This window comes from Atopomonas hussainii, from assembly GCF_900109735.1.
Classification (GTDB): domain Bacteria; phylum Pseudomonadota; class Gammaproteobacteria; order Pseudomonadales; family Pseudomonadaceae; genus Atopomonas; species Atopomonas hussainii.
In genome coordinates this window covers 14,687-39,934 of sequence record NZ_FOAS01000018.1, presented here as the reverse complement: position 1 = coordinate 39,934, position 25,248 = coordinate 14,687, and the positions used below count along the sequence as shown (strand labels likewise).

Genomic DNA, 25,248 nt, shown 5'->3' with positions numbered 1-25,248 from the left:
CAAACCAGAAAAGGAATGCCAGTGATGTTTGAGTCTGCCGAATTGGGCCACTGTGTCGACAAGGCTGCCTTTGCCGAGCAAGAGCCAGAGCTGCGCGCGGCTTTACTGGAAGCGCAGTACGCATTGAAACAGCAGAACAAACATGCCGTGCTGATTTTAATCAACGGCATCGAAGGCGCAGGAAAGGGCGAAACCATACGCCTGCTTAACGAGTGGCTTGACCCACGTTTGGTGCGGGTGAATGCCTTTGTCGATGCCAGTGAAGATGAGCGCAAATACCCCGCTGAACGGCGCTTTTGGCAGCATTTGCCGCCTAAAGGCCGCATTGGCGTGTTCTTTGGCAACTGGTATAGCCAGCTAATTAGCTTAACCGTGCGTGAGAAAATCAAATCGTCGCAGCTCGATCAGGCCATTGGCTATGTCGAACGCTTCGAACGCATGTTGTGTGACGAAGGCGTGCTGATGTTTAAGTTCTGGTTTCACTTAAGCAAAGCCGCGTTCACTGAGCGCATTGAAGCGCAGGGCGATGATCCGCTGCAGTACTGGCGTGCCAGCCCGCTGAATTGGCACAAGGGTAAAACCTACGACAAAGTGCTAGAAGCGGGTGAGCGTTTACTGCAGCAAACCAGTCGTGATTTCGCCCCTTGGTATGTGATTGATGGCAGCGATGCCAACTACCGTAGCCTCGCCGTTGGCCGCACCTTGTTAGAAGGTTTGCGCGCGGCAGTCAGCCAGACAAGCACCGCTCGCCATGCAACACACAGTGCACCGTTGGCCGCGCGCTTCGATCGTCGCCAACTGCTAGGCGCGCTGGATTTGTCGCAAAAACTCGACAAAGCGGATTACAAGCAGCAATTACATGCGGAGCAGCAGCGCCTTGCCGAGTTAGTGCAGAGCAAAGCCTTCCGCAAGCATGGCTTAGTCGCCGTTTTTGAAGGCAACGATGCAGCGGGCAAAGGTGGCGCAATCCGCCGTGTAAGTGCCGCGCTCGACCCCCGTCAGTACCAAATCATCCCGATTGCCGCGCCAAGCGATGAAGAACGCGCGCAGCCGTATCTATGGCGCTTCTGGCGACATGTGCCGGGGCTTGGGCGCTTCACTATGTTCGATCGCAGCTGGTATGGCAGGGTCTTGGTTGAGCGGGTGGAAGGCTTTTGTGCCGAGGCCGACTGGCTGCGGGCTTATAACGAAATTAACGACTTTGAAGAACGCCTGCATGAACACGGCATCATTGTGGTCAAATTTTGGCTGGCGATTGATCAGGACACCCAGCTAGAGCGTTTTAAAGAGCGCGAAAGCGTGCCCTACAAGCGCTTCAAAATCACCCCAGAAGACTGGCGCAACCGCGAAAAGTGGGACGACTACGTGGATGCCGTGGGCGATATGGTCGACCGTACCAGTACACATATCGCCCCATGGACTTTGGTTGAAGCGAACGACAAACGTTTTGCCCGCATTAAAGTACTGCGCACCATTAACGACGCACTGGAAGCCCGCTTGGCCGAAGCGACCTAACTAGCCGGCGAGCCTCTCAATGCATGGCAGTTTTGCTGTGGCGAAATAGCTGATCAGCCAATTGCATGGCTTGGATGTAGGCGTCCACCCCGTGGCAAGCCTCGTTATGGGTGAAGTAGGGGCCTTCGAGGGTGCCTTCGCGGGTGGCAAAAAAGAACTTGCCATTGATATTGCTGATGCGGTCAGAGCGAAAGTGGGTACGCGCTACCGAATCATTGGCACGAATAGCTTGATGGTTCATAGCCAGCATCCTCCATCAGGTGGGGTGTGGTCATCTAACAATAAAAGGCTAGCTGAGCGGGCCAAGCGGCAGGTGACTAATGGTTAGTCATGTTTTAAATAAGTAGCCGCTGGTTATCGCAAACCCATAGAGCGCAGCAGCTGTGCGCACCAAATAAGGGCAACTGTACCTGTCGAGCTTCTGGTAGCTCGGACTACACTCAGCCTTTGTTTGTAGGATGCCGTTATGCATGTTTCATCAGGGCGCTGGTTACTAGGGCTTGGCTTGGCACTGACCACTGCCGTTTTGTGGGGTTTGTTGCCCATCAAGCTCAAGCCCGTACTGGCGAGCATGGACCCGATTACCGTCACTTGGTATCGCCTGATCAGCGCCGGTTTGGTGTTGCTGGTTTGGTTGGCGGCGCGCAAACGTCTGCCGTCATTCAGCAAGTTAGATGGCCGATATTGGTTGCTGGCCGTGGCGATTATCGGCCTAGTGCTCAACTATGTGGCTTATCTGATGGGCTTGAAACGCCTCTCGGCGGGCACCACGCAGCTGGTGATTCAACTGGCGCCGATCTTTCTGTTATTGGGCAGCGTAGTCATCTATCGCGAAGAATTCAGTCGCGCCCAGCAAATTGGCCTGTTGGTACTGCTGACGGGCTTTGCCTTGTTCTTCAACCAGCGCTGGGTGGAATTACTCACCTCGTTAACCCAGTACACCGCCGGCATTCTGATCATGGTTTTTGCCGCGTTGACTTGGGCTTTTTATGGCCTAGCGCAAAAGCAGCTGCTTACCCAGTGGAGCTCGGTGCAGATCATGATGGTGATCTATTTAGGCTGCGCCAGCTTGTTAACCCCGTGGGCCGAGCCTGCGCAGTTGTTTGAGTTAAACACTGTGCAACTCTGGCTGTTGCTTGCCTGCTGCCTAAACACCTTAGTGGCTTACGGCGCCTTTGCAGAGGCCTTAGCGCACTGGCAAGCCTCGCGCGTTAGCGCCATGCTAGCAGTAACGCCGTTGATTACTTTCGCCTGCGCAGCGGTTGGCTCGCTGATTTGGCCGCTGTGGATTACCGCCGAACCTTTGAATGTGCTGGCTTACACAGGCGCCGCGCTGGTGGCCTTGGGTTCCGCACAGACTGCGCTTGATTTCCGCCGCGTACTGCAAAACCGCAGGCTTAAGCGCGAACTCAAACTAGCCGCGTTGCAAAGTGAGAAGGGCGCACATTAAGCGCGGCACTCACAACCCAAACAGGTCATGTTCATCGAGTATGCGGTAAGCGATTTCTGGCGTGCGCTGCAAACCACGGCGCACCGCGGCGGGAATACTCTGCCGGGTTTTACGGCACAAGCCGGGCTGTTCAGCAACGCAAATCTCAAAACCGCGCATGCTGCGCACTTCGCTGGCCCCGGGCTGCACCGTTAAGCGAATCCCAAGCTGCTCGAATAAACGCCGCTGCATATGGTGCAAATCCTCAAGGCTGGTGATGGCCTCTAAGCGCTGTAGCAAACGGGCTTCTTCCGGCTTGGTCAGCAGCAACACCCGTGCTTGCGCGCTGCTTGGTTCGCCCAGCAAGGCATCACGCCCGCAGTCACATAACGCAGGAGGGCAAGCGGCGCGTAAAACCGAAGCAGAAGTCATGACCGTGTTATGCGCCAGAACGTGGCAGAAGATCAAGCAAGCCAATGAACACGGCGGCACATGATTAGCGCTAGCTACACTAACCATGTACGCAATTTAACATAATATATATTATGCGAATCTAGCCATTAGGTTATATAGGTGCGTTACTGAGCGCCGCTGCGGTCTGTCGAGAAAACACACCGATAAAAAAAGGGAGTCCCAAAGGACTCCCTCATCTCAACCATGGAGAAAATGGATAGAACCGGCCGAAGCACGGCTCTACTACAACCTCACCTGCGTTCCATCCGGAACGCGCGGCTAGTCTGACAAATCGAAAGTTAGGGGTCTATGACTGCTGTGTATCATCTGTGTAATTTTTTGTAAGCAATGCATCGGCTGTATTTTCGTGGGCTAAATTTTGCCGGCGCGGCCATAGCAAGCTGAAACGCGCACCGCCTAAGCTTTGGCTGCGGCCAACCAAGGCACGCCCGCCGTGCCAAAGAATCACCCGGCGCACAATCGATAAGCCCAAACCGTAACCGCCAGAACTGCGTGTGCGGCTGTCATCTAAGCGCATAAACGGTGTGAACAGGTTTTCTTGATCGGCTTCGCTGATGCCCGGCCCATCGTCTTCCACATCAATCTGACAACGCCGCCGGCCCACGTGATAGGTCAGGCGCACGTGACTGTGCGCGTGGCGCATGGCGTTAGAAATCAGGTTTTGAATTGCCCGATTTAAGTAAAACGGCGCTGCCTCAGCCAACCAGCGCTCTGGCGCTAAGCTGGAGTCGACGGGCATCACCTCGATGCGCACGCTTTGCCGCAATGGCCCCAATTCGTCGGCGGCTTGCTGGAGCATATCCGGCACATTGACGCGCTCAAAGGTCAGTGCGGGATTGCCTTGCTCCAGCCGTGCATAGGTAAGGATCTCATCGATCAGCTTATCCAGCTCTTGCAGGTCGCCATCCATACCCTTGAGATAACGCTGGCGACGTTCTTCATCGCGGGCCTCTTCGAGCATTTCTAAGCCAAACCGCAAACGTGCTACCGGCGTGCGCAGCTCATGGGAGGCGCCACGAATCATCTCGCGCTGCAACACGATCAAGCGCTGCAGGCGCGCCGCCATGTCATTAAAGCTGCTGCCCAAGCGAGCTACTGCATCGCGGCCGATGACCGGCACGCGAGTGCCTAAATCGCCGGCGGCAATTTGCGCGGCGGCCATATCCACCGCGCGCACACGGCGCTCTAAGCGGTACACCAAGCCGTATAAGGTCAAACCAATCAGCAGCACCAAGACCAGAAAGCTCGTTACCATCAAACGCGGCGGATACGGATCAAAACGTTGAATGGGCCCGAGCCCCAATACTTTGGCGCTGCCTAGCACGCCCAGATAGATAGTCACCGCATCGCCTGAGGCCGACAGGGTGATCACGCTGTCGCCTTCGTCTAAGCGGCGGTACTGGTCTGGGTCTAGACCGGCAGCTTTGGGCTCGTACAGCTGGATTGGCACGCCAAACAGGTGCTGTTTAAGCAGGTTTTCTAAATGTTCAGCGCGCTGTGCTTCAGGCAGGCGCAGTAGCTCATCCATCACCACAAATAAGGTCGCTCTGCCCCACTGCTCGCTGACTTGGCTAAGGCGGATGTTCAACACCAATTGCGCATCCACGCGTTGATACATGGCCAGGTCGTCGCCATCGACTTCCACCACCACAAGATCGCGTTCAAGGCGTCTTAGCGCTTCATCGCTAAGCTCGTCCAGCGCCCGCCACGGTAGTAAACGCAAGCGGCTGGCGAATAAACGACTCCATGTCGCCACGCTACGCCCGCGCTGTAAGGCGGTTTGCTCGGCCAGCTGACTGGCCAACAAATGCATGGTGCCGGCTGCCATAGACTCGCGGTAGGCCTGCTCGCGCAGTTGATTCACTTGATGCAGGCCCAGCACCCCTAGCCCGCCGACCAACAACACTGCCAGCAGCAAGCCCAGATAGATGCGCACGAAGATCGAGTTGAGCATCAGGCGTTGTCACCGGCGAACAGATAGCCCTTGCTGCGTACGGTTTTAATCAGGCGTGGCTGCACAGGGTCGTCGCCGATCTTGGTGCGAATTCGCGAAATGCGCACATCCACAGAGCGGTCTTGGCCGTCGTATTCAATGCCGCGCAAGGCAGAAAAAATCGACTCGCGCGAGAGGATCTGCCCGGAGTGACTGGCCAGCAGCCACAGCAGATCAAATTCGGCGGAGGTCAGATCCAGCACCTCGTCATCCAGCGTCACTTCACGCGCTGCCGCATCTAGCGCTAAGCGGCCAAATAACAGGCGTGTGCTCTGCCCCGCTTCGCTCACCTCGCCCCGCAGGCGACGCAACAAGGCGCGAATCCGGGCTAACAGCAAGCGTGGGCGCACAGGCTTGCAGACATAGTCGTCGGCACCAATTTCCAGCGCTAAGACTTGATCCATTTCGTCGGTGCGCGCGGTGAGCATCAGCACTAAACCGTCATAGCGTGGGCGTAAACGGCGGCAAATCGAGATGCCGTCTTCGCCGGGCAGCATCACATCGAGCACCACTAAGTCGGGTTTCTCGTTAAGAATGCGCTGCACGGCTTGGCTGCCATCGGCTTCGTGGCTAACCCGCATGCCATGTTCGGCCAAATACTCTGCCGTCAGCTCGGCCAGACGGGCGTCGTCTTCAACAATCAGAATATGTTCTCGGCCTTCGGGGTGCATGCGGGCTCCGGCAGGTTTTCGGGCTGGCTAGTCTAGCAAGCAACCGGCGTCACGATGTCGCTTAGCTGTTGCAAAACGTCTCAAGCTGCACACACAAGATGTAGTGGTTGCTTTAGTACAGGTTTCGCCCCTGCGCCACTCAACGCAAGCCTGCTGGCAACGGCATAAATCAGCTCGCCAGCAGCGACGAACGGTCAAGGTGCCGTGTGCTCTGGCTTTGCTGGGGTTATCACAAATCACCCACAAATCACCCACAAGTTATCCACAGCTTGCGCGCTTTTCTTGCGCTTGCATTGCCGTAGGGGGCGCATTATCTTGTAGCCCAATCAAGGCGAGCCACTATATGTTGGGTTTTTCTTTTGATGGCAACACAAGCTTTGCTTAGCTTGTCAACCCCTAAAACGCCATTAAAAAGCCACACTGATGACTTGCTCACGCAACACCGATTTGCCGCTTTGCAGCCCGCTACGGCCGCTGCAAAGTTTGTTACCGAGCCAACGCCGGTAGCCGCAGTAGTGATTGACCTAGCGGTTGTGCCACCACTAGGTGTTGTGGTTGATCTTTTGCTGTGATCAATCGACGACTTGGGCCAGGAAGGCGCTGTTCGTCCCTTCCCCGCCCAGTCTGTTTGACTCAGGTTCGCCTGGGTCTCGCTGGGGCATGGAATGCCCCGGCGCCTTTTAACCAATGCCCAATTAAGAAGACGTGGAGACACCCATGCAGACCGACCTCTCGCGCGAGAAGCCTCAAGCAGGCAGCGTTCCTCTGGAGGACAACCCCAACGAGCTGAACGCCACTGCCCCTGGCCAGCTGCGTGTGATCAAGCGCAACGGTACTGTCGTTGCCTACACCGATGACAAGATCAGCGTAGCCATCACCAAGGCTTTTTTAGCGGTAGAGGGCGGCACTGCAGCAGCCTCTTCACGCATTCACAGCACGGTTGAGCGTTTGACGGAACAAGTCACCGCCACCTTCAAGCGTCGCATGCCGTCTGGCGGCACGATTCACATTGAAGAAATTCAAGACCAAGTCGAACTGGCGCTGATGCGTGCCGGCGAGCAAAAAGTCGCCCGCGACTACGTGCTGTACCGCGAATCGCGCGCGCAAGAGCGTGCCAAGCGCACTGCCGCAGAACCGGCTAAGCCGCACCCGAGCATCCGCGTGACCTTGGCCGACGGCCAGAAAGTCGCCCTCGACTTGGGTCGCCTGCAGGTGCTGATCCGCGAAGCCTGTGAAGGCTTGGAAGAAGTCGACGCCGAGCTGATCCAGCGCGAAACGCTGAAGAACCTCTACGACGGCGTGACCGAAAAAGACGTCAGCACCGCGCTGGTGATGACCGCACGTACCTTGGTTGAGCGCGAGCCCAACTACACCTACGTGACCGCCCGTCTGCTGATGGACACCCTGCGTGGCGAAGCGCTGAGCTTCCTGAGCGTGGCCGAGCGCGCCACCCACCACGAGATGGCCAAGCTGTACCCGCAAGCGCTGGCTGCTTACATCGAGAAAGGTGTCGAGTTCGAACTGCTCGACCCCAAACTGGCCGACTACGATCTGGCTAAAATGGGTGCCGCGATTGAGCACGAGCGCGACCAGCAGTTCACCTATCTAGGTCTGCAGACCCTTTACGATCGTTACTTCATCCACAAAGACGGCATTCGTTTCGAGCTGCCGCAAGTCTTCTTTATGCGCGTGGCCATGGGCTTGGCCGTGGAAGAGCCGCAGAAAGAAGAACGCGCCATCGAGTTCTACAACCTGCTGTCCAGCTTCGACTACATGAGCTCGACGCCGACCCTGTTTAACTCTGGCACCCTGCGTCCGCAGCTGTCTTCTTGCTACCTGACCACCGTGCCGGATGACCTGTCGGGCATCTACAACGCCATCCACGACAACGCCATGCTGTCTAAGTTTGCTGGCGGCTTGGGTAACGACTGGACGCCGGTTCGTGCGCTGGGCTCGTACATCAAAGGCACCAACGGCAAGAGCCAAGGTGTGGTGCCCTTCTTAAAAGTGGTCAACGACACCGCCGTGGCCGTTAACCAAGGTGGCAAGCGCAAAGGCGCGGTGTGTGCCTACTTGGAAACCTGGCACATGGACATCGAGGAATTCCTCGAGCTGCGTAAGAACACCGGTGACGACCGCCGTCGTACCCACGACATGAACACCGCGAACTGGATTCCCGACCTGTTCATGAAGCGCGTGTTTGAAGATGGCCCGTGGACGCTGTTCTCGCCGTCCGACGTGCCTGATCTGCATGATTTAACCGGCAAGGCCTTCGAAGAGCGCTACGAGTACTACGAAGCCATGGCCGGCTACGGCAAGATCAAGCTGCACAAGACCATCGCCGCCAAAGACCTGTGGCGCAAGATGCTCTCCATGCTGTTTGAAACCGGCCACCCGTGGCTGACCTTCAAAGACCCATGCAACCTGCGCAGCCCGCAGCAGCATGTCGGCGTGGTGCACTCGTCCAACCTGTGTACTGAGATCACCCTGAACACCAACGCCGATGAAATCGCCGTGTGTAACTTGGGCTCAGTGAACTTGGTCAACCACATCGAGAACGGCGAACTGAACCTCGCCAAGCTGGAAAAAACCGTGCGCACCGCCGTACGCATGCTCGATAACGTGGTCGACATCAACTACTACAGCGTGCCGCAAGCGAAGAACTCCAACCTCAAGCACCGCCCCGTGGGCCTTGGCTTGATGGGCTTCCAAGATGCGCTGTACCTGCAGCACATTGCTTACGGCTCCGACGCAGCCATCGAATTTGCCGACCGCTCCATGGAAGCGATCAGCTACTACGCCATCCAAGCCTCGTGCGACTTGGCCGATGAGCGCGGCAGCTACTCCAGCTTCGACGGCTCGCTGTGGTCCAAAGGCGTACTGCCGCTGGACTCTATCGAACTGCTGAAAGAAGCCCGTGGCGCCAAGTACATCGAGATGGACCAATCGGCTAGCTTCGACTGGGCACCGGTGCGCGCGCGTGTGCAGAAAGGCATCCGTAACTCGAACATCATGGCCATCGCGCCGACCGCGACCATCGCCAACATCACCGGCGTGTCGCAGTCCATCGAGCCGACTTACCAAAACCTGTACGTGAAATCGAACCTGTCTGGTGAGTTCACTGTGATCAATCCCTATCTGGTGCGCGACCTCAAAGCCCGCGACCTGTGGGACAGCGTCATGGTTAACGACCTCAAGTACTACGACGGTTCCGTGCAGCAGATCGAGCGCATCCCGCAGGACATCAAAGACATCTACGCCACCGCCTTCGAAGTGGAAACCAAGTGGATTGTCGATGCTGCCAGCCGCCGCCAGAAGTGGATCGACCAAGCCCAATCGCTGAACCTGTACATCAACGGTGCCAGCGGTAAGAAACTCGACATCACCTACCGCATGGCGTGGTTCCGTGGCCTGAAAACCACCTACTACCTGCGCGCCTTGGCTGCGACCAGCACCGAGAAGTCAACCATCAGCACCGGCAAGCTCAACGCGGTATCTGCTGGCGGCAGCGAGCCACTGGCCAGCGCCCCGGCCCCAGCCGCGGTGCCCAAAGCCTGCTCGCTGGACGACCCAGACTGCGAAGCCTGCCAATAAGCCCAGCGCGAGGGCAGCGTTAAACCACTGCCCTCGCCTGCTGACTATTTAAGAATACTCAGGCCGGACCACCGGCCCGCTCGACCAAACAGGAGACAGCCCATGTTGAGTTGGGACGAATTTGATCAAGAAGACACCGCCGTTGCCGCCAAGCAACCCGCTGCCGAAAAGCCGCAGCCGCAAGTCGCCCAAGCCGCGCTAGAAAAGCTCGATAACGCCGGCGACGCCGCCGCCCACGACGCCCGCGAAGTGGACAGCCAAGACTCCGACGCCGTGGCCCGCGCCAAAGCCGCGCTGAATGATCTGGACATCGAAGAAGGCCTCACCGAGCTGGAAGGCGAAGGCTCGCGCGTGACCGTCGATGCCAAGCGCATGATCAACTGCCGCGCCGACCTCAACCAGCTGGTACCGTTCAAGTACGACTGGGCGTGGCAAAAGTATCTGGATGGCTGTGCCAACCACTGGATGCCACAAGAAGTGAACATGAACGCCGACATTGCCCTGTGGAAGAGCAAAGACGGCCTCACCGAAGACGAGCGCCGCATCGTTAAGCGCAACCTCGGCTTCTTCTCCACCGCCGACAGCTTGGTGGCCAACAACCTCGCGCTGGCCGTGTACCGCCTGATCACCAACCCCGAGTGCCGCCAGTACATCCTGCGTCAGGCCTTCGAAGAGGCGATCCACACCCACGCCTACCAGTACTGCATCGAATCGCTGGGCATGGACGAAGGCGAGATTTTCAACATGTATCACGAGATCCCCAGCGTGGCGAAAAAAGCCGCGTGGGGCCTCAAGTACACCCGTGCCATCTCCGACCCCGAGTTCGACACCGGCACCGTAGAAACCGACAAAGAACTGCTGCGCAACCTGATCGCCTACTACTGCGTGCTGGAAGGCGTGTTCTTCTACTGTGGTTTCACCCAGATTCTGTCCATGGGACGTCGCAACAAGATGACCGGCGTCGCCGAGCAGTTCCAATACATCCTGCGCGACGAATCCATGCACCTGAACTTCGGCATCGACGTGATCAACCAGATCAAGATCGAAAACCCGCACCTGTGGGATGCCGCCATGAAAGACGAAGCCACCCAGATGATCCTCCAAGGCACCCAGCTGGAGATCGAATACGCGCGTGACACCATGCCGCGCGGCGTACTGGGCATGAACGCGGCCATGATGGAGGACTACCTCAAGTTCATCGCCAACCGCCGCCTGACCCAGATTGGCTTGAAAGAAGAATATCCCGGCACCAGCAACCCCTTCCCGTGGATGAGCGAAATCATGGACCTCAAGAAGGAGAAGAACTTCTTTGAGACTCGCGTGATTGAGTATCAAACCGGTGGGGCGCTGAGTTGGGATTGAGGTGGGGCAAGACCATTAGGCAATAAAAAACGCGGTTACCTGAAAGGGATGTTTGGGGCGGCGAATAGAAAGATGAAGCCCCGCCTTGTGCGGGGTTTTTTTTAACGATTAAGGAAATACCGTGGAATACCAACCCTTCTCAATTAGAAAGCTTCTCGAATCAACAAAGAATGGTGCTATTCGAATTCCAGCATTTCAACGCGGTTTTGTGTGGGATATGGATCGCGTCTCATATCTAATGGATAGCATATATAAAGGCTACCCATTTGGTTCACTTCTATTTTGGCGCACCAAGAGCCAGCTCGCAGTTGAGCGAAATCTAGGACGATTCGAGCTCCCCAAGCCAGAGGAAGAATACCCAATAGACTACGTCCTAGACGGTCAACAACGACTGACCTCAATATTTACCGTGTTTCAAAATGAGCTACCTCCAAAAGAAGACCATAACTGGTCAGATATTTATTTCGACATGGCCGCCGAAGATAATGCTCAAGATTGCCAGCTCACATCAATATCGGAAGCCGATTATGACAGGGAACGATTCTTTCCGCTTCGCGTACTCTTCGACTCTGTAAAATATCGCGAAGCAACAGAAGGACTATCTGCAGAAAAAATATCAACAATTGACAAGCTTCAAGAAAAATTCAAAGAGATAACTATCCCCGTTCAAATACTAAAAACCGAGAACAGATCGATAGTTGCTATTGTGTTTGAACGAATCAACAGGCTAGGGCTTGAACTGGACACACTTCAACTTCTGGCCGCCTGGACATGGAACGAGGACTTTGATCTTTTAGAGAAATTCAAAGAGCTTAAAGATGAGTTATCCGACTTTGGATTTGAAGGAGTAGGTGATGACTCTGACCTTATACTTGACTGCGCCTCTGCTGTATTAAAAGGGGAGCCAGGAGCCGAAAAGCTTCTTGAATTAAACGGAAATGAAGTAAGGGCTGAATTTTCTAGAGTTCAAAATGGAATCAAGGGAGCAATTGACTTCCTCCGAACACAGCTGAAGGTGTTCAATCTAAAAAATCTTCCATATCCAATGCTTCTCGTGCCCCTGTCTGTATTTTTTGCAGAGCCCGATGGAAAAGAGGTCTCCTACAGCTCTGAAACATACTCAAAAATACGCCGTTGGTTCTGGAGAACCTGTATATCATCACGGTACGGCAGCCAAACACGCCGAGCCGCCATAAAGGACATTCAAGAAATAGAAAAATTAAAGTACGGAAAGGAAAGCAGGCTGGATGAGATCGATACAGCAATTACAGCATCCTTCTTTAATGATAATATTTTCAGAGTCACGACCGCAAACACCAAGACTTTTGTGCTGATTCTTGCTAACAATACGCCTCGGAGCTTTATATCTGGAAAAGAAATAGACTTGGACAAAGTCCTACAGAGATACAATAGATCAGAATTTCATCACATCTACCCAAAAGCCTTTCTTCGTGAAAAAGGTATCAGTGATTCAGCAATAAACTCCCTAACAAATTTCTGCTTCCTTAGCTCTGCAGAAAACAAAAACATAGGAAGGAAAAATCCATCCGAGTATATAAAAACCCTTCCCCCTGCCCCTCAACGAGCGGCAATACTTTCTTCAGCCTTCTGCAAGGAAGAGCTATTTGATGACAATTTCGCAAACTTTGCGGCGGAGCGAGCCGAGCTCTTAGCTTCCTTTGCGAATCAATTAATAGCCGATCAAGAAAAGGTAGATTTAGAGCAATAAAAAATAAAAGGGGATGGGCTTATTTTATCGGCAAGTTAGCCAAATCGATACCTCGTTTTCGCCCTTACGGCGAGTCACTTTCTCTTGCGTGCCCAAGAGAAAGTAACCAAAGAGAAGGGCACCCCGGCATACGGGTTTGGCGGCTGCGCCACCAAACTACCCTCCTTCCGGTGCTGCTCCGAGGGTCGGCATACACGGGCCATCCATGGCCCGTTATACCTCGCGCGGCCATCCGGGCCGCTCGCCCCTCTGCGCAACACCTCCAGTCAGCCTTCTGACGGGGACTTTGTCCGAGTCGCCTGATCGAGCTACTGCTTTTCTGGTTGATTGCTGCATTTTGCAGCCGAAGAAACTAGACGTTTTAGAGCTGGCACCCTCTGCCCCTTCCAGCCGGCTGAACGCAGTCGTTGTGTAAGAGGTTGAGCGGCAAGGATGCCGCGAAAGCCGCGATGGGCCAGGACGGCCCTTCGCGGTGGGCCTCTGGAACAATGATGGAGTGAAGGCAGTTTGGCCAACGGCCAAACCCGGCTGCAGGGGCAAGACTTTTTGCTTCCTTTTGGGTCGACTGCCAAAAGGAAGCCGCCCAGCAGGGCGGAACAAATGCCTAAGTACCCATCAATAATCAGCTGAAGACGCCAAGGCGCCCAGCAGCTCGAACAGCTTTGTTACGCAGTAGCTTTTGAGCCCAAATACAGCACTGCGCGTCTTGGTTCTAATACAAAAATATCGACCCACACCCAACGCCCCTTTCAGCCGGCTGAGCGCAGTCGTTGTGTAAGAGGTTGAGCGGCAAGGACGCCGCGAAAGCCGCGATGGGCAAGGACGGCCCTTCGCGGTGGGCCTCTGGAGCAATGATGGAGTGAAGGCAGTTTACCAACGGCTGCAGGGGTGTAAGCGCTTTTGGTTACTTTAGGCGCAACTGCCAAAAGTGACTCGCCCAGGAGGGCGAAACAAAAAGGTTCGTCACGCTCAGTAATCTGCCTCGCTACCAGCTTTTTCGAATGCGTGAGGCCGTCAAACAGCCAAGCCCTATGACAAAAAACACCACTAAAACAACCCCACCTTTAACTCATCAAACCAGTTAATAAATCGCATCACATCATCGCCCTGATAAATCGCCCCGTGCTGCGGGCACAGCATGTCGATGGGCAGTTTGGCCGCCCGCTCGCACCAGTTGCGCTTGGCCGCGTTAGAGCCCATCCAGCGACGATGAAAGCCCTCGGCATGGCGGATGTGTGTGCTGAAATCGCGCACAAAAATATCCTGCGACTCGTGCGGCAGCAGCGCCGCGCCGACATCGCCGGTGAACAATATTTGCGCCTCGGCATCCCACAGATGGAAGTTGCCTGAGGAGTGCAGGTAATGCGCCGGCATGGCCTGCAGGGTGAGGCCTTTCAAGTCGAGCTCCGCGCCGCCGTCGGCGATGCTCAGCAAGGTGTTTTCATCGCCGCCAAAGTGCGGAATAAAGCTCTTCCACAAGGCCGACACATGGCAACGCAAGTTAGGGTTGAACTCTAACCACAGCGCCAGCGAAGAGATCACGTCGGGGTCTTGGTGGCTGGCGAAAATACGCCCGATCTGCGCGGGGTCGATCACCTCGCTCACGGCGCTAAACACGGCGGGAAAGATCTCTAACCCACCGGGGTCGGTGAGCAGTGCCGCGCCGGCATGCGTCACCACGTATTCGTTGGTATCAATCAGGCAGTTGGGCTTGTCGGGGTCGCGGGCGATGACAAACCAGCGGTGTGAGCCGCGCTCATACAGGCTGATAGCCTTCTTCATCCCTACCCTCCGGTGGCTTGTTTGAGTCGATCGAGGCTGGCCAGCACTTGGTCAACCCGCGAGGAGAAATCTAACGAGGTGGTGGTCAGCACCATCCCCTGATTGCCGGCATAAGCCGCTTCGATACGCGCGGAACGGGCGATCACCGTGCCGAACAGGCAGGTTTGATAGGCCTCACCCAAGAACTCACGCATATGTTTAAAGGTGCTTTCACGCTCGGCTTGTAAGTTGCTGAGCACGCCCTGCTGGCGCTGCTGAGCTTGTATCAGCCAATCGCTGGTCGAACGGCCATGTGCACTGCATAACAAGCGATGGCGCTTTTGCACACACAATCCCTGAGTTTCTAAGCTCACCAAGTTCACGCTGTGCTGGGCAATGGCTTGCATGTGGCTGGCCAACTGCTTACTAAAGGCGCGCAGCTCGGCGGAGATCACCCCAAAACCACGCGCCACTTCGCCAAATTGCTTGGCCAGCAAGATGGCATTCAGGCCCAACAAATTGACCTGAAAGGCAATGCTGTTGATGGTTTTGATCTCTTCGCGCAGCCCTACAACCTGACGCAATGGTGTTTGTGACGCTGGCATACAGAAACCCTATGCTGAGGTTCTCTCAGCCTAGACCTCTCCTGTCGTACCCGCTTGACCTAGAGCAAGCCCAGCGCTTATGCCGCCGCGCTGCTGACGCTGGCAAAGCCTTGGCGAATGTACTGGGCGAGTTCTTGGGCGATCAGCGTGCCGCCCGAGTCGGGCAGGCGCAGGTTGATAAAGTGCGCTGGCAGCGCTGGTAAGCCAACGTCGGCGGCAACAACGCTCAGGTTCGCGGGAATCAGGCTGGAGAGGTACGGCGCCACGGCCATGTCGGCTTCTACGGTGGCCAGAATCGACTCCAGATTGCCCACATTGCACACCGCCAGCCAGTCGATGCCGACCTTGTCCAAGGCTTTTAAGGTGGGCGCACGAAAGGCACAAAACTCCGAGCCTAACGACACCGGCAACGGCTTCTGCCGGCAGGCTTCGCCATTGGGCGCGCCAATCCACACGAGGGTATCGCTGAGCAGCAAGGTGCCCTCTTTGCCCGGCACGCTTTCGGTGGTCAGGGTTAAGTCGATCTCGCCGGCTTTCAGGGCGCCCAAGAGTTTTTCGGTCATGTCGCAGACTAGCGTCAGCTGGATTTTCGGATGCTCACGATTAAAGCGCCGCATGATGTTGGGCAGCATGGGGCGGATGATATCCAGCGGCACGCCGAGTTTGATTTCGCCGCTGAACTCGGGCCGGGTCATGAACTGCCAGGTTTCATCGTTTAAGGAAATCAGCCGATAGGCCCGCGACATGAAGCGCTCGCCATCGGCGGTGAGGCGAATGGTGCGGTGATGACGTTCAAACAAGGTGGTTTCAAACAGGCTCTCTAGGCGCTGAATCTTTTGGCTAACCGCCCCTTGGGTGAGGTTGAGTGCCAGCGCTGCTGGCGTCATGCCGCCGGATTCGGCAACAGCCAAGAAGGTGCGAATAAGGCTGATATCGATGTCACGGGTCATAGATTCACATTAGATAGCGTAATGATTGGCATAAAAATAATACGCTTAATTAATGCAAAGGCGCGACGTATAAAGGCCCCAACACGCTCACCGCTAGGCCGCGATCATGCTGATGCACACCGCCACGCTGTACTTAACCACTGTTCTGATCTGGGGCTCGACCTTCTTTGCCATTCGCCTGCAGCTGGGCGAAGTGGCGCCGGAGGTTTCGGTGGCTTACCGCTTTGCCATTGCGGCGCTGATCTTGCTAGTCTGGTGCGCAGTAAAAAAACTGCCGATGCGCTTTAGCCTAAGCCAGCACCTGTGGATGTTTGCCCAAGGCTTAACCTTGTTCGGCTTCAATTACATGCTGGTGTACTGGGCCTCGGCAGACCTCACCAGCGGGCTGATTGCCGTGGTGTTCAGCACCATTGTGTTGATGAACATCGTCAACGGCATGCTGTTTTTTGGTAAGCGCTCCGACCGCTCGGTGTTGTTTGGCGCGCTGATTGGGCTGGTCGGCATCAGCTTGGTGTTTAAGCCTGAGCTGGCCAAGCTGAACAGCGACAGCCATGCCTTAACCGGCTTGCTGCTGAGCCTGCTGGGGACGTTTATTGCCTCGCTGGGCAACATGGTGTCGGCGCGCAATCAGCAGGCCAAGCTACCGGTGGTGCAGACCAATGCCTATGGCATGCTCTATGGCGCAGTGGCCTTAGCCGCGATTGCCGTGGCACAAGGTGCCTCGTTCAGCTACGAAGCCAGCTGGGCGTATAGCGGCTCGCTGCTCTACTTAGCACTGTTTGGCTCGGTACTGGCCTTTGGCAGTTTCTTAACCATTCTGGGCCGCATCGGCGCCGACAAAGCCGCCTATTGCATGGTGCTCTTCCCCATTGTGGCGCTGGGGTTATCGACCCTGTTTGAAGGCTATCGCTGGTCTTCTGAGGCGTTACTGGGCATGGCGCTGGTAGTGTTGGGCAATGTGCTGATTGTGGCTACCCCAAAGCAGTTGGCACGCCTGCGTCAGTGGCTGCAATTACAGGTTAATAAGCCCGCCAAGAGCGCATAAAAAAGGCCGCCAAGCACGCTTGGCGGCTAAGACAATGAGAGGGGAGACTCTCATAGACCACTTGCCCATATACCGCGATAAATCGTGTTTTAAGGAAACGCTGATTTAACTCGCTTCTAACTGAATGCCGGCAATCTCCGCCTCACCGACCAGCTTGCGCAGGTATTGGCTCACGGCGGTTTGCCACACGCGCTGGTCCAGCTCGTTGCGGATGGCTTGTTGCACGGCCTCGAACGGCAATAAACGCCCTTCGATACGCTGATCGATCATCACCACGTGAAAGCCATATCGGCTCTCGATGGGCTGGGCAGCTAAGCCCAGCGGCAGGCGGAATATCGCCCGCTCAAACTCTGGCACGGCCTGCCCTTTGCTCAGCTGGCCCAACGCCCCGCCCTGCGCTTTGGATGGGCAAGCCGAGTGCTCAGCCGCCAACGCGGCAAAACGCTCAGGGTGGCTGGTTAGCTGGGTAATTAAAGCGTCTGCCTGTTCACGCAATTGGCTGCGAGTGTCGATGTCGTCATCGGCGCAGGCGAGCAAGATATGCCGCGCAGCCACTAACGGCGCGCTGGCGAACTTAGTGCGGTTTTGCTCGAAATACTGTCGGCACGCGGCTTCATCAGCCTGCGGCATGGCCACTTCTTGCGCCAGCAGAGTGCGGGTCAGCGCTTCTTCTTCGCTCTCCCCAGCCGCTGGGGTGACTTGCAAGCCAAGGGTTTGAATACGCTGCTGCAGCAACTCGCGTATCACCAGCGCTTGGCAGGCCTCAAAGATCGCATCCTCACGGCTGGCTGCAGGGTGAAATTGCAGCTCTTGGGCGATGGCTTCGCTGGCAATCGGCAAACCATTGACGCTCACGCTGGGAAAGTCTTTACGCACGCTGCTGGCGATTAAACTTAAGCTCGCCTTGGGCGCCTCCTCAGGCGCCGCTGGCTGTTCGCTCGGGGTGTCGCTGGCATCGTTCGCCTGACTTGGTACCGACGAACTACCGGCATCTTCAAAAGGTGTGTCAGGCAGGCTTTCCGGTTGCTCGGGTCGGCCACCGCCGCCACAACCGCCACCGCCATTTTTACCGCCGCATCCGCATCCCATGATGGTTTCCTCACTGTGGTGGAGAACCACGCTGGCAGTCTCCTGCCAGCGCTGTTTTAAATTTGAGGTAGCGATTAATTTGGCGAACGGTTCAAGCACTAGGCGCCCGGAGCACAGCAAGCGAGGCATACCGCGTTGGTAGCCGAGCTTGCGAGCACCGCGCAACACAGTGATTGGACTGTGCAGCCAATTAATCGGTACCTCATTACAGACTTTTTTGCCGAACGATCTGATAACGGCGCCCCAAGTACCACACAGGGGCACTGACGATGTGCACCAAGCGGGTGAATGGGAGCAGCACGAACAGGGTCAGGCCCAAGAACACGTGCAGCTTGTACACCACGCCCACCGGGGCAATGGCGGCAGCGGCCTCGACCGGTTGCAGGGTCACCACGCTTTGCGCCCAGTTGGCCAGCATCACCATCACCGAGCCGTCTAAGTGCTGGGTGGAAGCCACGATGGTCAGCAGGCCCAACACCAGTTGTGCCAGCAGCACAAACAAGATGGCGATCTCGCTGGTGCTAGAGCTTGCCAACACGCGGTCGTCTTTTAGGCGACGCTTAATCAGCATGACTAAGCCAATCAGGCAGAGAATGCCGAAGAAGCCGCCGGAGACCATCGCCAGCAGTTGCTTGTTGGCGGTGCTGATTACCGAGTGGTACAGCGCCTCGGGCATCAGCAGGCCAACAAAGTGCCCGGCGAGGATAAAGATCACCCCGACGTGGAACAGGTTGCTGGCGATGCGCATCTGCCGATGCTCTTCGCGGGTGCGGCACATCAACTGGCTGGACGAGGCCTTCCAGGTGTATTGCGCCAAGTCGAAACGCGCCCAGCTGCCAATCAGGCAGATCGCCAAGGCGATGTAGGGATAAACGCCAAAGGCGAGAAAGTTAAAGTCAGACATTACGCACCTCCTGAGCAGCCGGCTGGGCCTGCCCCTCATGCTTGAAATCAACCCAGTGCAGCGGCACTGCGGTCTCTTCTTTGGCTTTACCCGGCAGCATGCTCTGGCTTGGGCAGCGCTCTTGCTGCTCGGCCTGCATGAAGTCCACGGCTTCTTCTTCCCAAATTTTGTCCAGCGCCTCTAACGAGTCGTCACGCACCTCGTGGGCAACTTGCTGACGCACTTCGCCAAGCTTCTCGCTGGGGTCTACCCCGGCAATTTGTAGCAAGGCACGCAAGCAGGCCGCGTAAGGGCTTTGACGCTCTTCCAAACGGGCGGCTAATAACGCCAGCAGATGCTCGACATCGGCTAAGCCTTCGCGCGCTTCAAGGTCGTCACGACTGGCCAGATACTCCAGATACAAGGGGATGTAATCGGGCAGTTCTTTAACGCCGATGGCAAAACCGGCTTCCTCGTACTGGGCCATCAAATCGACCATGGCTTGGCCGCGATCGCGTGATTCGCCGTGCACGTGTTCGAACAACAGCAGCGACAACGAGCGGCCCTTATCAAACAGCTCGCTGTAGCGCTCTTGGGCATCCATCAGATCGCCGCTGGCCAGCTCATTGAGCAACGCAACTAACGCGCGGCGCTGCTCAGGGCTGATTTCACGAGCCGTGCTGATGGCTTGATCAAGTTCGTCGCGGGCGCTTTGCAGCGCCGCGCTCGGGTAGTCCAACAACAGGGAGATAACTTTGAGGATTTGCATGCTCAGTCCTCCCACAACTGCACAGTTTTTAGGATGTCGCGTTTGTTGGCCTTTTTGGCCCCAAACATGTTGGTGTCGGAGCTGCCACTGCAACCGCTACCGAAGCTGAAGCCACAGCCCGAGCGCTCGGCAAAGGCATCGCTCATAGCTTCTTCACGGTGCGCTGAGGGCACCACGTAGCGGTCTTCGTAGTTGGCAATCGCTAGGTAACGGTACATGTCTTCGCACTGAGCGACCGACAAGCCCACGCTTTCCAGCACGGCCAAGTCTTGCTTGCCATCCACTTGCTCGGCGCGCTTGTAGGCACGCATCGCGAGCAGACGCTTGAGCGCCAGCTTGACCGGCTTCTCGTCACCGGCGGTGAGCAGGTTGGCCAGATAGCGCACCGGAATCCGCAGGCTGTCGACGTCCGGCAGTACGCCATCCATGCTCACGCTGCCTTTTTCGGCGGCGTTTTGAATCGGCGACAGTGGCGGCACGTACCACACCATCGGCAGCGTGCGGTATTCCGGGTGCAGCGGCAGGGCCAGCTTCCAGTCCACCGCCATCTTGTACACCGGCGACTTCTGCGCAGCTTCAATCACCGACATCGGCACGCCATCGGCCAGCGCTTGCTTGATCACTGCTGGGTCGTTGGGGTCGAGGAAGATCTCCAACTGCTTGGTGTACAGATCGTGCTCGTTAGCGGTGCTGGCCACTTCGGCGATGCGGTCGGCGTCGTACAGCAGCACACCTAAGTAGCGGATACGGCCCACGCAGGTTTCCGAACACACAGTAGGCATACCGGCTTCGATACGCGGGTAACAGAAGATGCACTTCTCGGACTTACCGCTCTTCCAGTTGAAGTAGATCTTCTTGTACGGGCAGCCGCTGATGCACATCCGCCAGCCACGGCATTTTTCTTGATCGATCAGCACGATGCCGTCTTCTTCACGCTTGTAGATCGCGCCACTCGGGCACGATGCCGCACACGCCGGGTTCAGGCAGTGTTCGCACAGGCGAGGCAGGTACATCATGAAGGTGTTTTCATATTCACCGTAGATGTCGGCCTGTACCTGATCGAAGTTCTTGTCCTTACGGCGCTTGGCGAACTCAGTGCCGAGGATTTCTTCCCAGTTGGGGCCCCACTCGATTTTCTCCATGCGCTTGCCGGTGATCACCGAGCGTGGCCGCGCCACCGGCTGGTGTTCGGCCAGCGGCGCGGTGTGCAGGTTTTGGTAATCGAAGTCGAACGGCTCGTAGTAGTCGTCGATGCTCGGCAAGTCGGGGTTGGCGAAGATATTCGCCAACACGCGGAACTTACCGCCGATCTTCGGCTGAATACTGCCGTCGGCATTGCGCACCCAACCGCCCTTCCACTTCTCTTGGTTTTCCCACTCTTTGGGGTAGCCAATGCCGGGCTTAGTTTCGACGTTGTTGAACCAGGCGTATTCCATACCCTCGCGGCTGGTCCAAACGTTTTTACAGGTGATCGAGCAGGTGTGACAGCCAATGCATTTGTCTAGGTTCAGCACCATGCCGACTTGTGAACGAATTTTCATGTCAGCTCTCCTCAATCAATATCGGTAGGCAGTGGTTGCGGCAGGGCGTCGCCGCCGAGGCCGCCGACATCGGTGCCATCCAGCCAGTCGACTTTGGCCATCTTGCGCACCACCACGAACTCATCGCGGTTACAACCCACGGTGCCGTAGTAGTTAAAGCCGTAGGCCTGCTGGGCGTAGCCGCCGATCATGTGGGTGGGCTTGAGCACCACACGGGTTACCGAGTTGTGGTGACCGCCACGGGTTTTGGTGCTTTCCGCGCCGGGCACGTTCACGATGCGCTCTTGAGCGTGGTACATCATGATCATGCCGTCTTTAACCCGCTGACTAACCACCGCACGCGCGGTGAGCGCACCGTTGGCGTTGAAGCATTCGACCCAGTCGTTGTCTTCGATACCGGCTTTTTTCGCGTCGTTTTCCGACATCCACACAATCGGGCCACCACGGCTTAAGGTGAGCATGATCAGGTTGTCGGTGTAGGTGCTGTGAATGCCCCACTTCTGGTGCGGGGTAATCCAGTTCAACACGATCTCGGTATTGCCGTTGCTCTTCTTGCCCTTCACGTAATCCACGGTGCGGGTGTTGATCGGCGGACGGTAGCTTTGCATTTGCTCACCGAAGGCCTGCATCCACGGGTGATCTTGGTAGAACTGCTGGCGACCCGTGATGGTGCGCCACGGGATGTACTCGTGAACATTGGTGTAGCCGGCGTTGTAGCTGACCTTTTCGTCTTCCAAGCCCGACCACGTGGGGCTGGAGATAATCTTGCGCGGCTGCGCTTGAATATCGCGGAAGCGAATCGCCTCATGCTCTTTAGGCAGTGCCAAGTGGCTGTGATCGCGACCGGTAAACTCCGACAGCGCCGCCCAGGCTTTTACCGCCACGTGGCCGTTGGTTTCTGGGGCCAGTGAGAGGATCACCTCGGCCGCATCGATGGCCGACTCAATCTTCGGCCGACCTTGGCTAACGCCTTCTTCGCGCACTTTGTAGTTCAGCTCACCCAAGAACTCGACTTCGTGGTCGGTGTTCCAGTTGATGCCCTTGCCGCCGTTACCGAGTTTTTCCAGTAACGGGCCTAAGGAGGTGAACTTTTTGTAAGTGCTGGGGTAATCGCGCTCGACCACCACCATGTTCGGGCAGTTTTTGCCCGGCACTGGCGCAACGCCTTCGGTTTTCCAGTCGGTGCCGCCGAACGGCTGCGCCAGTTCGCCCACGCTGTCGTGCTGCATGGGGATGGTGACGAAGTCTTTCTCTTGCGCCAAATGCCCTTCGGCCATGGCGGAGAACTTCTTGGCGATCAGTTTGTAGATTTCCCAGTCGCTCTTGGACTCCCAAGCAGGGTCAATCGCGGCCGACAGCGGGTGAATGAAGGGGTGCATGTCCGAGGTGTTCATGTCGTCCTTCTCGTACCAGGTCGCCGTTGGCAGCACGATGTCGGAGTACACGCAGGTGGAGGACATACGGAAGTCCAGCGTGGTGACCAAGTCGAGCTTGCCGATGGCGCCTTCGTCGACCCACTCAGCGTCCTGCGGCTTGAAGCCATCGGCGCGCTTGCCGAGGTCTTCGTTCATCACGCCGTTCTTGGTGCCCAGCAGGTACTTGAGCATGTACTCGTGGCCCTTGCCGGAGCTACCCAGCAAGTTGGAACGCCAGATGAACATGTTGCGCGGGAAGTTGTTCGGGTGATCCGGCTGTTCGCACGAGAAGCGCAGCGAACCGTCTTGCAGGCTCTTGAGCACGTACTCTTTCGGGTCCATACCGGCGGCTGCCGCATCGCGGGTAATTTGCAGCGGGTTGCGGTTAAGCTGCGGAGCGCTCGGCAACCAACCGGCACGTTCGGCGCGGATGTTGTAGTCGAGCATGTGCTCAGGGAACTGACTCTTGTCAGCCAGCGGCGAGAGCACTTCGTGAATGCTCATCTTCTCGTGACGCCACTGCGAGCTGTGGTTGTAGAAGAAGCTGGTGCCGTTCATCTGGCGCGGCGGACGGTGCCAATCCAAGCCAAAGGCCAGCGGCAACCAACCACACTGCGGACGCAGTTTTTCTTGGCCCACATAGTGCGCCCAACCACCACCGGTTTGCCCTACGCAGCCGCACAACATGAGCATGTTGATCAGGCCACGGTAGTTCATGTCCATGTGGTACCAGTGGTTCATCGCCGCACCGACGATGATCATGCTACGGCCATGGGTTTTGTCGGCGTTGTCGGCGAACTCGCGGGCGATCTGGATCGCCTTCTCACGGCTAACGCCGGTGATCACTTCCTGCCAAGCCGGGGTGCCCGGCACGCTGGCGTCGTCGTAGCTGCTCGCCACGTTAGCGCCACCCAAGCCACGGTCGATACCTAAGTTGGCGGCCATCAAGTCGAACACGCTGGCCACTTTGGCGCTGGTGCCATCGGCCAAGGTAATGGTCTTGGTCGGTACACGGCGCAGTTGGATGTCATCGCCTTCGGCGTGCATGAAGTGTTCATGCGCTTGGCCGCCAAAGTAGGCGAAGGCCACTTCGGCATGCTCACCGCCGTCGATCAAGCTGAGCTTAAGATCGACATCGCGGCCGTCCTTACCTTCACGCGCTTCGATGTTCCACTTGCCCTTCTCGCCCCAGCGATAGCCGATCGAACCTTGCGGCGAGACCAGCTCGCCATCGGCGTTAATGGCGATGGTTTTCCACTCGGGGTTGTTCTCTTGGCCGAGGTTATCGGCCAAGTCGCTGGCGCGCAGGAAGCGCTCGGCGCGGTAGCTGCCGTCTTTCTCGTTAAGCAGTACCAGCACCGGCATATCGGTGTAGCGCTTGGCGTAGTCGCGGAAGTATTCGCTGGGCTTGTCGAGGTGGAACTCTTTGAAGATCACATGGGCAAAGGCCTGCGCCAGCGCGGCGTCGGTGCCTTGCTTGGGGTTCAGCCATTGGTCGGTGAGCTTGGCAACCTCGGAGTAGTCCGGGGTAATCGCCACGGTCTTGGTGCCCTTGTAGCGCACCTCGGTGAAGAAGTGTGCATCTGGGGTACGGGTCTGCGGGACGTTAGAACCCCACGCGATGATGTAGTTCGAGTTGTACCAGTCGGCCGATTCCGGCACGTCGGTTTGCTCGCCCCACACTTGTGGTGACGCGGGAGGAAGGTCGCAGTACCAGTCATAGAAGCTCAAGCACACGCCACCGATCAGCGACAGGTAACGGCTACCGGCGGCGTAACTGACCATCGACATGGCCGGAATCGGCGAGAAGCCCACCACACGGTCGGGGCCGTGCTGTTTCACGGTGTAGACGTTGGCCGCGGCGATGATTTCGGTCACTTCGTCCCAGCTGGAGCGAATAAAACCACCCATGCCGCGCTTGCTCTTGTAGCTCTCGGCCTTGGCGGAGTCCTCAACGATGCTCGCCCAGGCTTCGACCGGCGCCTTCGTGCGCCGCGCTTCGCGCCACAGCTTCAACAGCGGCTTACGAATTTTTGGGTACTTCAGGCGGTTAGCGCTGTAGATGTACCAGCTGTAACTGGCACCACGCGGACAACCACGCGGCTCGTGGTTAGGCAGGTCGTTACGGGTGCGTGGGTAGTCGGTCTGCTGGGTTTCCCAGGTGATCAGGCCGTTCTTTACGTAGATCTTCCACGAACAAGAGCCGGTGCAGTTCACCCCATGGGTGGAGCGCACGATCTTGTCGTATTGCCAACGGGCACGGTAGACGTTCTCCCAATCACGTGACTCCTTGCGGGTTTCGCCGTGACCTTCAGCAAATTCGCCTTGCTTGCGCTTAAAGAAGCGGAGCTGGTCGAGTATATGGCTCATGGTTATTTCCTCTCAGGCTGGGCGCAGGTCTTGGCCTGCGCCCGTAATTCAGC

18 protein-coding genes are annotated in these 25,248 nt (G+C 56.9%); 6 read left to right on the top strand and 12 right to left on the bottom strand.

The window, feature by feature from the left end; translation table 11 throughout:
- The first annotated feature begins 24 nt into the window (after positions 1-24).
- Positions 25-1,515 (top strand): polyphosphate:AMP phosphotransferase, encoded by a 1,491-nt coding sequence (pap, locus tag BMX80_RS15790; protein ID WP_074870349.1) that lies wholly within the window; start codon positions 25-27, stop codon positions 1,513-1,515.
- 16 nt (positions 1,516-1,531) lie between these two features.
- On the opposite strand, the gene BMX80_RS15785 is transcribed toward pap, so the two are convergent.
- Complete coding sequence (locus BMX80_RS15785; protein ID WP_071872714.1) at positions 1,532-1,756, bottom strand: DUF6316 family protein; 225 nt, start codon at positions 1,754-1,756, stop codon at positions 1,532-1,534.
- 225 nt (positions 1,757-1,981) lie between these two features.
- Here BMX80_RS15785 and BMX80_RS15780 point away from each other — a divergent pair, with 225 nt between their 5' ends.
- Positions 1,982-2,965 (top strand): DMT family transporter, encoded by a 984-nt coding sequence (locus tag BMX80_RS15780; protein WP_074870347.1) that lies wholly within the window; start codon positions 1,982-1,984, stop codon positions 2,963-2,965.
- A gap of 9 nt (positions 2,966-2,974) precedes the next feature.
- On the opposite strand, the gene BMX80_RS15775 is transcribed toward BMX80_RS15780, so the two are convergent.
- The 3 genes from BMX80_RS15775 to BMX80_RS15765 form a co-directional block, all read right to left on the bottom strand.
- Positions 2,975-3,376, bottom strand: coding sequence for a hypothetical protein (locus tag BMX80_RS15775; protein WP_074870346.1), 402 nt, complete (start codon positions 3,374-3,376; stop codon positions 2,975-2,977).
- A gap of 328 nt (positions 3,377-3,704) precedes the next feature.
- Positions 3,705-5,372 (bottom strand): ATP-binding protein, encoded by a 1,668-nt coding sequence (locus BMX80_RS15770; RefSeq protein ID WP_074870345.1) that lies wholly within the window; start codon positions 5,370-5,372, stop codon positions 3,705-3,707.
- Positions 5,372-6,082, bottom strand: coding sequence for a response regulator (locus BMX80_RS15765; protein WP_071872334.1), 711 nt, complete (start codon positions 6,080-6,082; stop codon positions 5,372-5,374). Before BMX80_RS15765 ends, BMX80_RS15770 begins: the two co-directional genes overlap by 1 nt.
- 717 nt (positions 6,083-6,799) lie before the next feature.
- On the opposite strand from BMX80_RS15765, the gene BMX80_RS15760 reads away from it, so the two are divergent.
- From BMX80_RS15760 to BMX80_RS15750, 3 genes are all read left to right on the top strand, one after another.
- Positions 6,800-9,676, top strand: a complete 2,877-nt coding sequence (locus BMX80_RS15760) for a ribonucleoside-diphosphate reductase subunit alpha (protein WP_074870343.1) — start codon at positions 6,800-6,802, stop codon at positions 9,674-9,676.
- Between the two features lie 102 nt (positions 9,677-9,778).
- Positions 9,779-11,038 carry a ribonucleotide-diphosphate reductase subunit beta gene (locus tag BMX80_RS15755; protein ID WP_074870342.1) on the top strand — a complete coding sequence of 420 codons (1,260 nt, stop codon included), beginning with the start codon at positions 9,779-9,781 and terminating at the stop codon, positions 11,036-11,038.
- Between the two features lie 121 nt (positions 11,039-11,159).
- Positions 11,160-12,767, top strand: a complete 1,608-nt coding sequence (locus BMX80_RS15750) for a GmrSD restriction endonuclease domain-containing protein (RefSeq protein WP_074870340.1) — start codon at positions 11,160-11,162, stop codon at positions 12,765-12,767.
- 1,047 nt (positions 12,768-13,814) lie between these two features.
- Here the strand turns inward: BMX80_RS15750 and BMX80_RS15745 are convergent.
- The 3 genes from BMX80_RS15745 to BMX80_RS15735 all read right to left on the bottom strand — a co-directional run bounded on the left by BMX80_RS15745 (position 13,815) and on the right by BMX80_RS15735 (position 16,083).
- Positions 13,815-14,549, bottom strand: coding sequence for an oxygen-binding di-iron domain-containing protein (locus BMX80_RS15745; RefSeq protein WP_071870253.1), 735 nt, complete (start codon positions 14,547-14,549; stop codon positions 13,815-13,817).
- Positions 14,550-14,551: 2 nt separating this feature from the next.
- Positions 14,552-15,133, bottom strand: a complete 582-nt coding sequence (locus BMX80_RS15740; RefSeq protein WP_074870338.1) for a methyl-accepting chemotaxis protein — start codon at positions 15,131-15,133, stop codon at positions 14,552-14,554.
- Between the two features lie 77 nt (positions 15,134-15,210).
- Positions 15,211-16,083 (bottom strand): LysR family transcriptional regulator, encoded by an 873-nt coding sequence (locus BMX80_RS15735; RefSeq protein ID WP_074870336.1) that lies wholly within the window; start codon positions 16,081-16,083, stop codon positions 15,211-15,213.
- A 106-nt stretch (positions 16,084-16,189) separates the two neighbouring features.
- On the opposite strand from BMX80_RS15735, the gene BMX80_RS15730 reads away from it, so the two are divergent.
- Positions 16,190-17,128, top strand: a complete 939-nt coding sequence (locus BMX80_RS15730; RefSeq protein ID WP_083394354.1) for a DMT family transporter — start codon at positions 16,190-16,192, stop codon at positions 17,126-17,128.
- A 105-nt stretch (positions 17,129-17,233) separates the two neighbouring features.
- On the opposite strand, the gene BMX80_RS15725 is transcribed toward BMX80_RS15730, so the two are convergent.
- The 5 genes from BMX80_RS15725 to BMX80_RS15705 form a co-directional block, all read right to left on the bottom strand.
- Complete coding sequence (locus tag BMX80_RS15725; protein ID WP_074870381.1) at positions 17,234-18,217, bottom strand: peptidylprolyl isomerase; 984 nt, start codon at positions 18,215-18,217, stop codon at positions 17,234-17,236.
- 205 nt (positions 18,218-18,422) lie between these two features.
- Complete coding sequence (gene narI, locus BMX80_RS15720) at positions 18,423-19,121, bottom strand: respiratory nitrate reductase subunit gamma (RefSeq protein ID WP_074870334.1); 699 nt, start codon at positions 19,119-19,121, stop codon at positions 18,423-18,425.
- The gene (gene narJ / locus BMX80_RS15715; protein WP_074870332.1) at positions 19,114-19,869 is read right to left on the bottom strand and encodes a nitrate reductase molybdenum cofactor assembly chaperone; all 756 of its coding nucleotides are present in this window, start codon (positions 19,867-19,869) and stop codon (positions 19,114-19,116) included. Before narJ ends, narI begins: the two co-directional genes overlap by 8 nt.
- Positions 19,870-19,871: 2 nt before the next feature.
- On the bottom strand, positions 19,872-21,410 hold the full coding sequence (gene narH / locus BMX80_RS15710) for a nitrate reductase subunit beta (RefSeq protein WP_074870330.1): 1,539 nt from the start codon (positions 21,408-21,410) through the stop codon (positions 19,872-19,874).
- A gap of 11 nt (positions 21,411-21,421) precedes the next feature.
- Positions 21,422-25,195 (bottom strand): nitrate reductase subunit alpha, encoded by a 3,774-nt coding sequence (locus BMX80_RS15705; RefSeq protein ID WP_074870328.1) that lies wholly within the window; start codon positions 25,193-25,195, stop codon positions 21,422-21,424.
- Between the last annotated feature and the right edge of the window lie 53 nt (positions 25,196-25,248).

Bases quoted from the DNA above. Each gene is read 5' to 3' on its own strand.
- pap (WP_074870349.1), top strand. From the start codon at position 25: ATGTTTGAGTCTGCCGAATTGGGCCACTGTGTCGACAAGGCTGCCTTT.
- BMX80_RS15785 (WP_071872714.1), bottom strand. From the start codon at position 1,756: ATGAACCATCAAGCTATTCGTGCCAATGATTCGGTAGCGCGTACCCAC.
- BMX80_RS15780 (WP_074870347.1), top strand. From the start codon at position 1,982: ATGCATGTTTCATCAGGGCGCTGGTTACTAGGGCTTGGCTTGGCACTG.
- BMX80_RS15775 (WP_074870346.1), bottom strand. From the start codon at position 3,376: ATGACTTCTGCTTCGGTTTTACGCGCCGCTTGCCCTCCTGCGTTATGT.
- BMX80_RS15770 (WP_074870345.1), bottom strand. From the start codon at position 5,372: ATGCTCAACTCGATCTTCGTGCGCATCTATCTGGGCTTGCTGCTGGCA.
- BMX80_RS15765 (WP_071872334.1), bottom strand. From the start codon at position 6,082: ATGCACCCCGAAGGCCGAGAACATATTCTGATTGTTGAAGACGACGCC.
- BMX80_RS15760 (WP_074870343.1), top strand. From the start codon at position 6,800: ATGCAGACCGACCTCTCGCGCGAGAAGCCTCAAGCAGGCAGCGTTCCT.
- BMX80_RS15755 (WP_074870342.1), top strand. From the start codon at position 9,779: ATGTTGAGTTGGGACGAATTTGATCAAGAAGACACCGCCGTTGCCGCC.
- BMX80_RS15745 (WP_071870253.1), bottom strand. From the start codon at position 14,549: ATGAAGAAGGCTATCAGCCTGTATGAGCGCGGCTCACACCGCTGGTTT.
- BMX80_RS15740 (WP_074870338.1), bottom strand. From the start codon at position 15,133: ATGCCAGCGTCACAAACACCATTGCGTCAGGTTGTAGGGCTGCGCGAA.
- BMX80_RS15735 (WP_074870336.1), bottom strand. From the start codon at position 16,083: ATGACCCGTGACATCGATATCAGCCTTATTCGCACCTTCTTGGCTGTT.
- BMX80_RS15730 (WP_083394354.1), top strand. From the start codon at position 16,190: ATGCTGATGCACACCGCCACGCTGTACTTAACCACTGTTCTGATCTGG.
- BMX80_RS15725 (WP_074870381.1), bottom strand. From the start codon at position 18,217: ATGGGATGCGGATGCGGCGGTAAAAATGGCGGTGGCGGTTGTGGCGGC.
- narI (WP_074870334.1), bottom strand. From the start codon at position 19,121: ATGTCTGACTTTAACTTTCTCGCCTTTGGCGTTTATCCCTACATCGCC.
- narJ (WP_074870332.1), bottom strand. From the start codon at position 19,869: ATGCAAATCCTCAAAGTTATCTCCCTGTTGTTGGACTACCCGAGCGCG.
- narH (WP_074870330.1), bottom strand. From the start codon at position 21,410: ATGAAAATTCGTTCACAAGTCGGCATGGTGCTGAACCTAGACAAATGC.
- BMX80_RS15705 (WP_074870328.1), bottom strand. From the start codon at position 25,195: ATGAGCCATATACTCGACCAGCTCCGCTTCTTTAAGCGCAAGCAAGGC.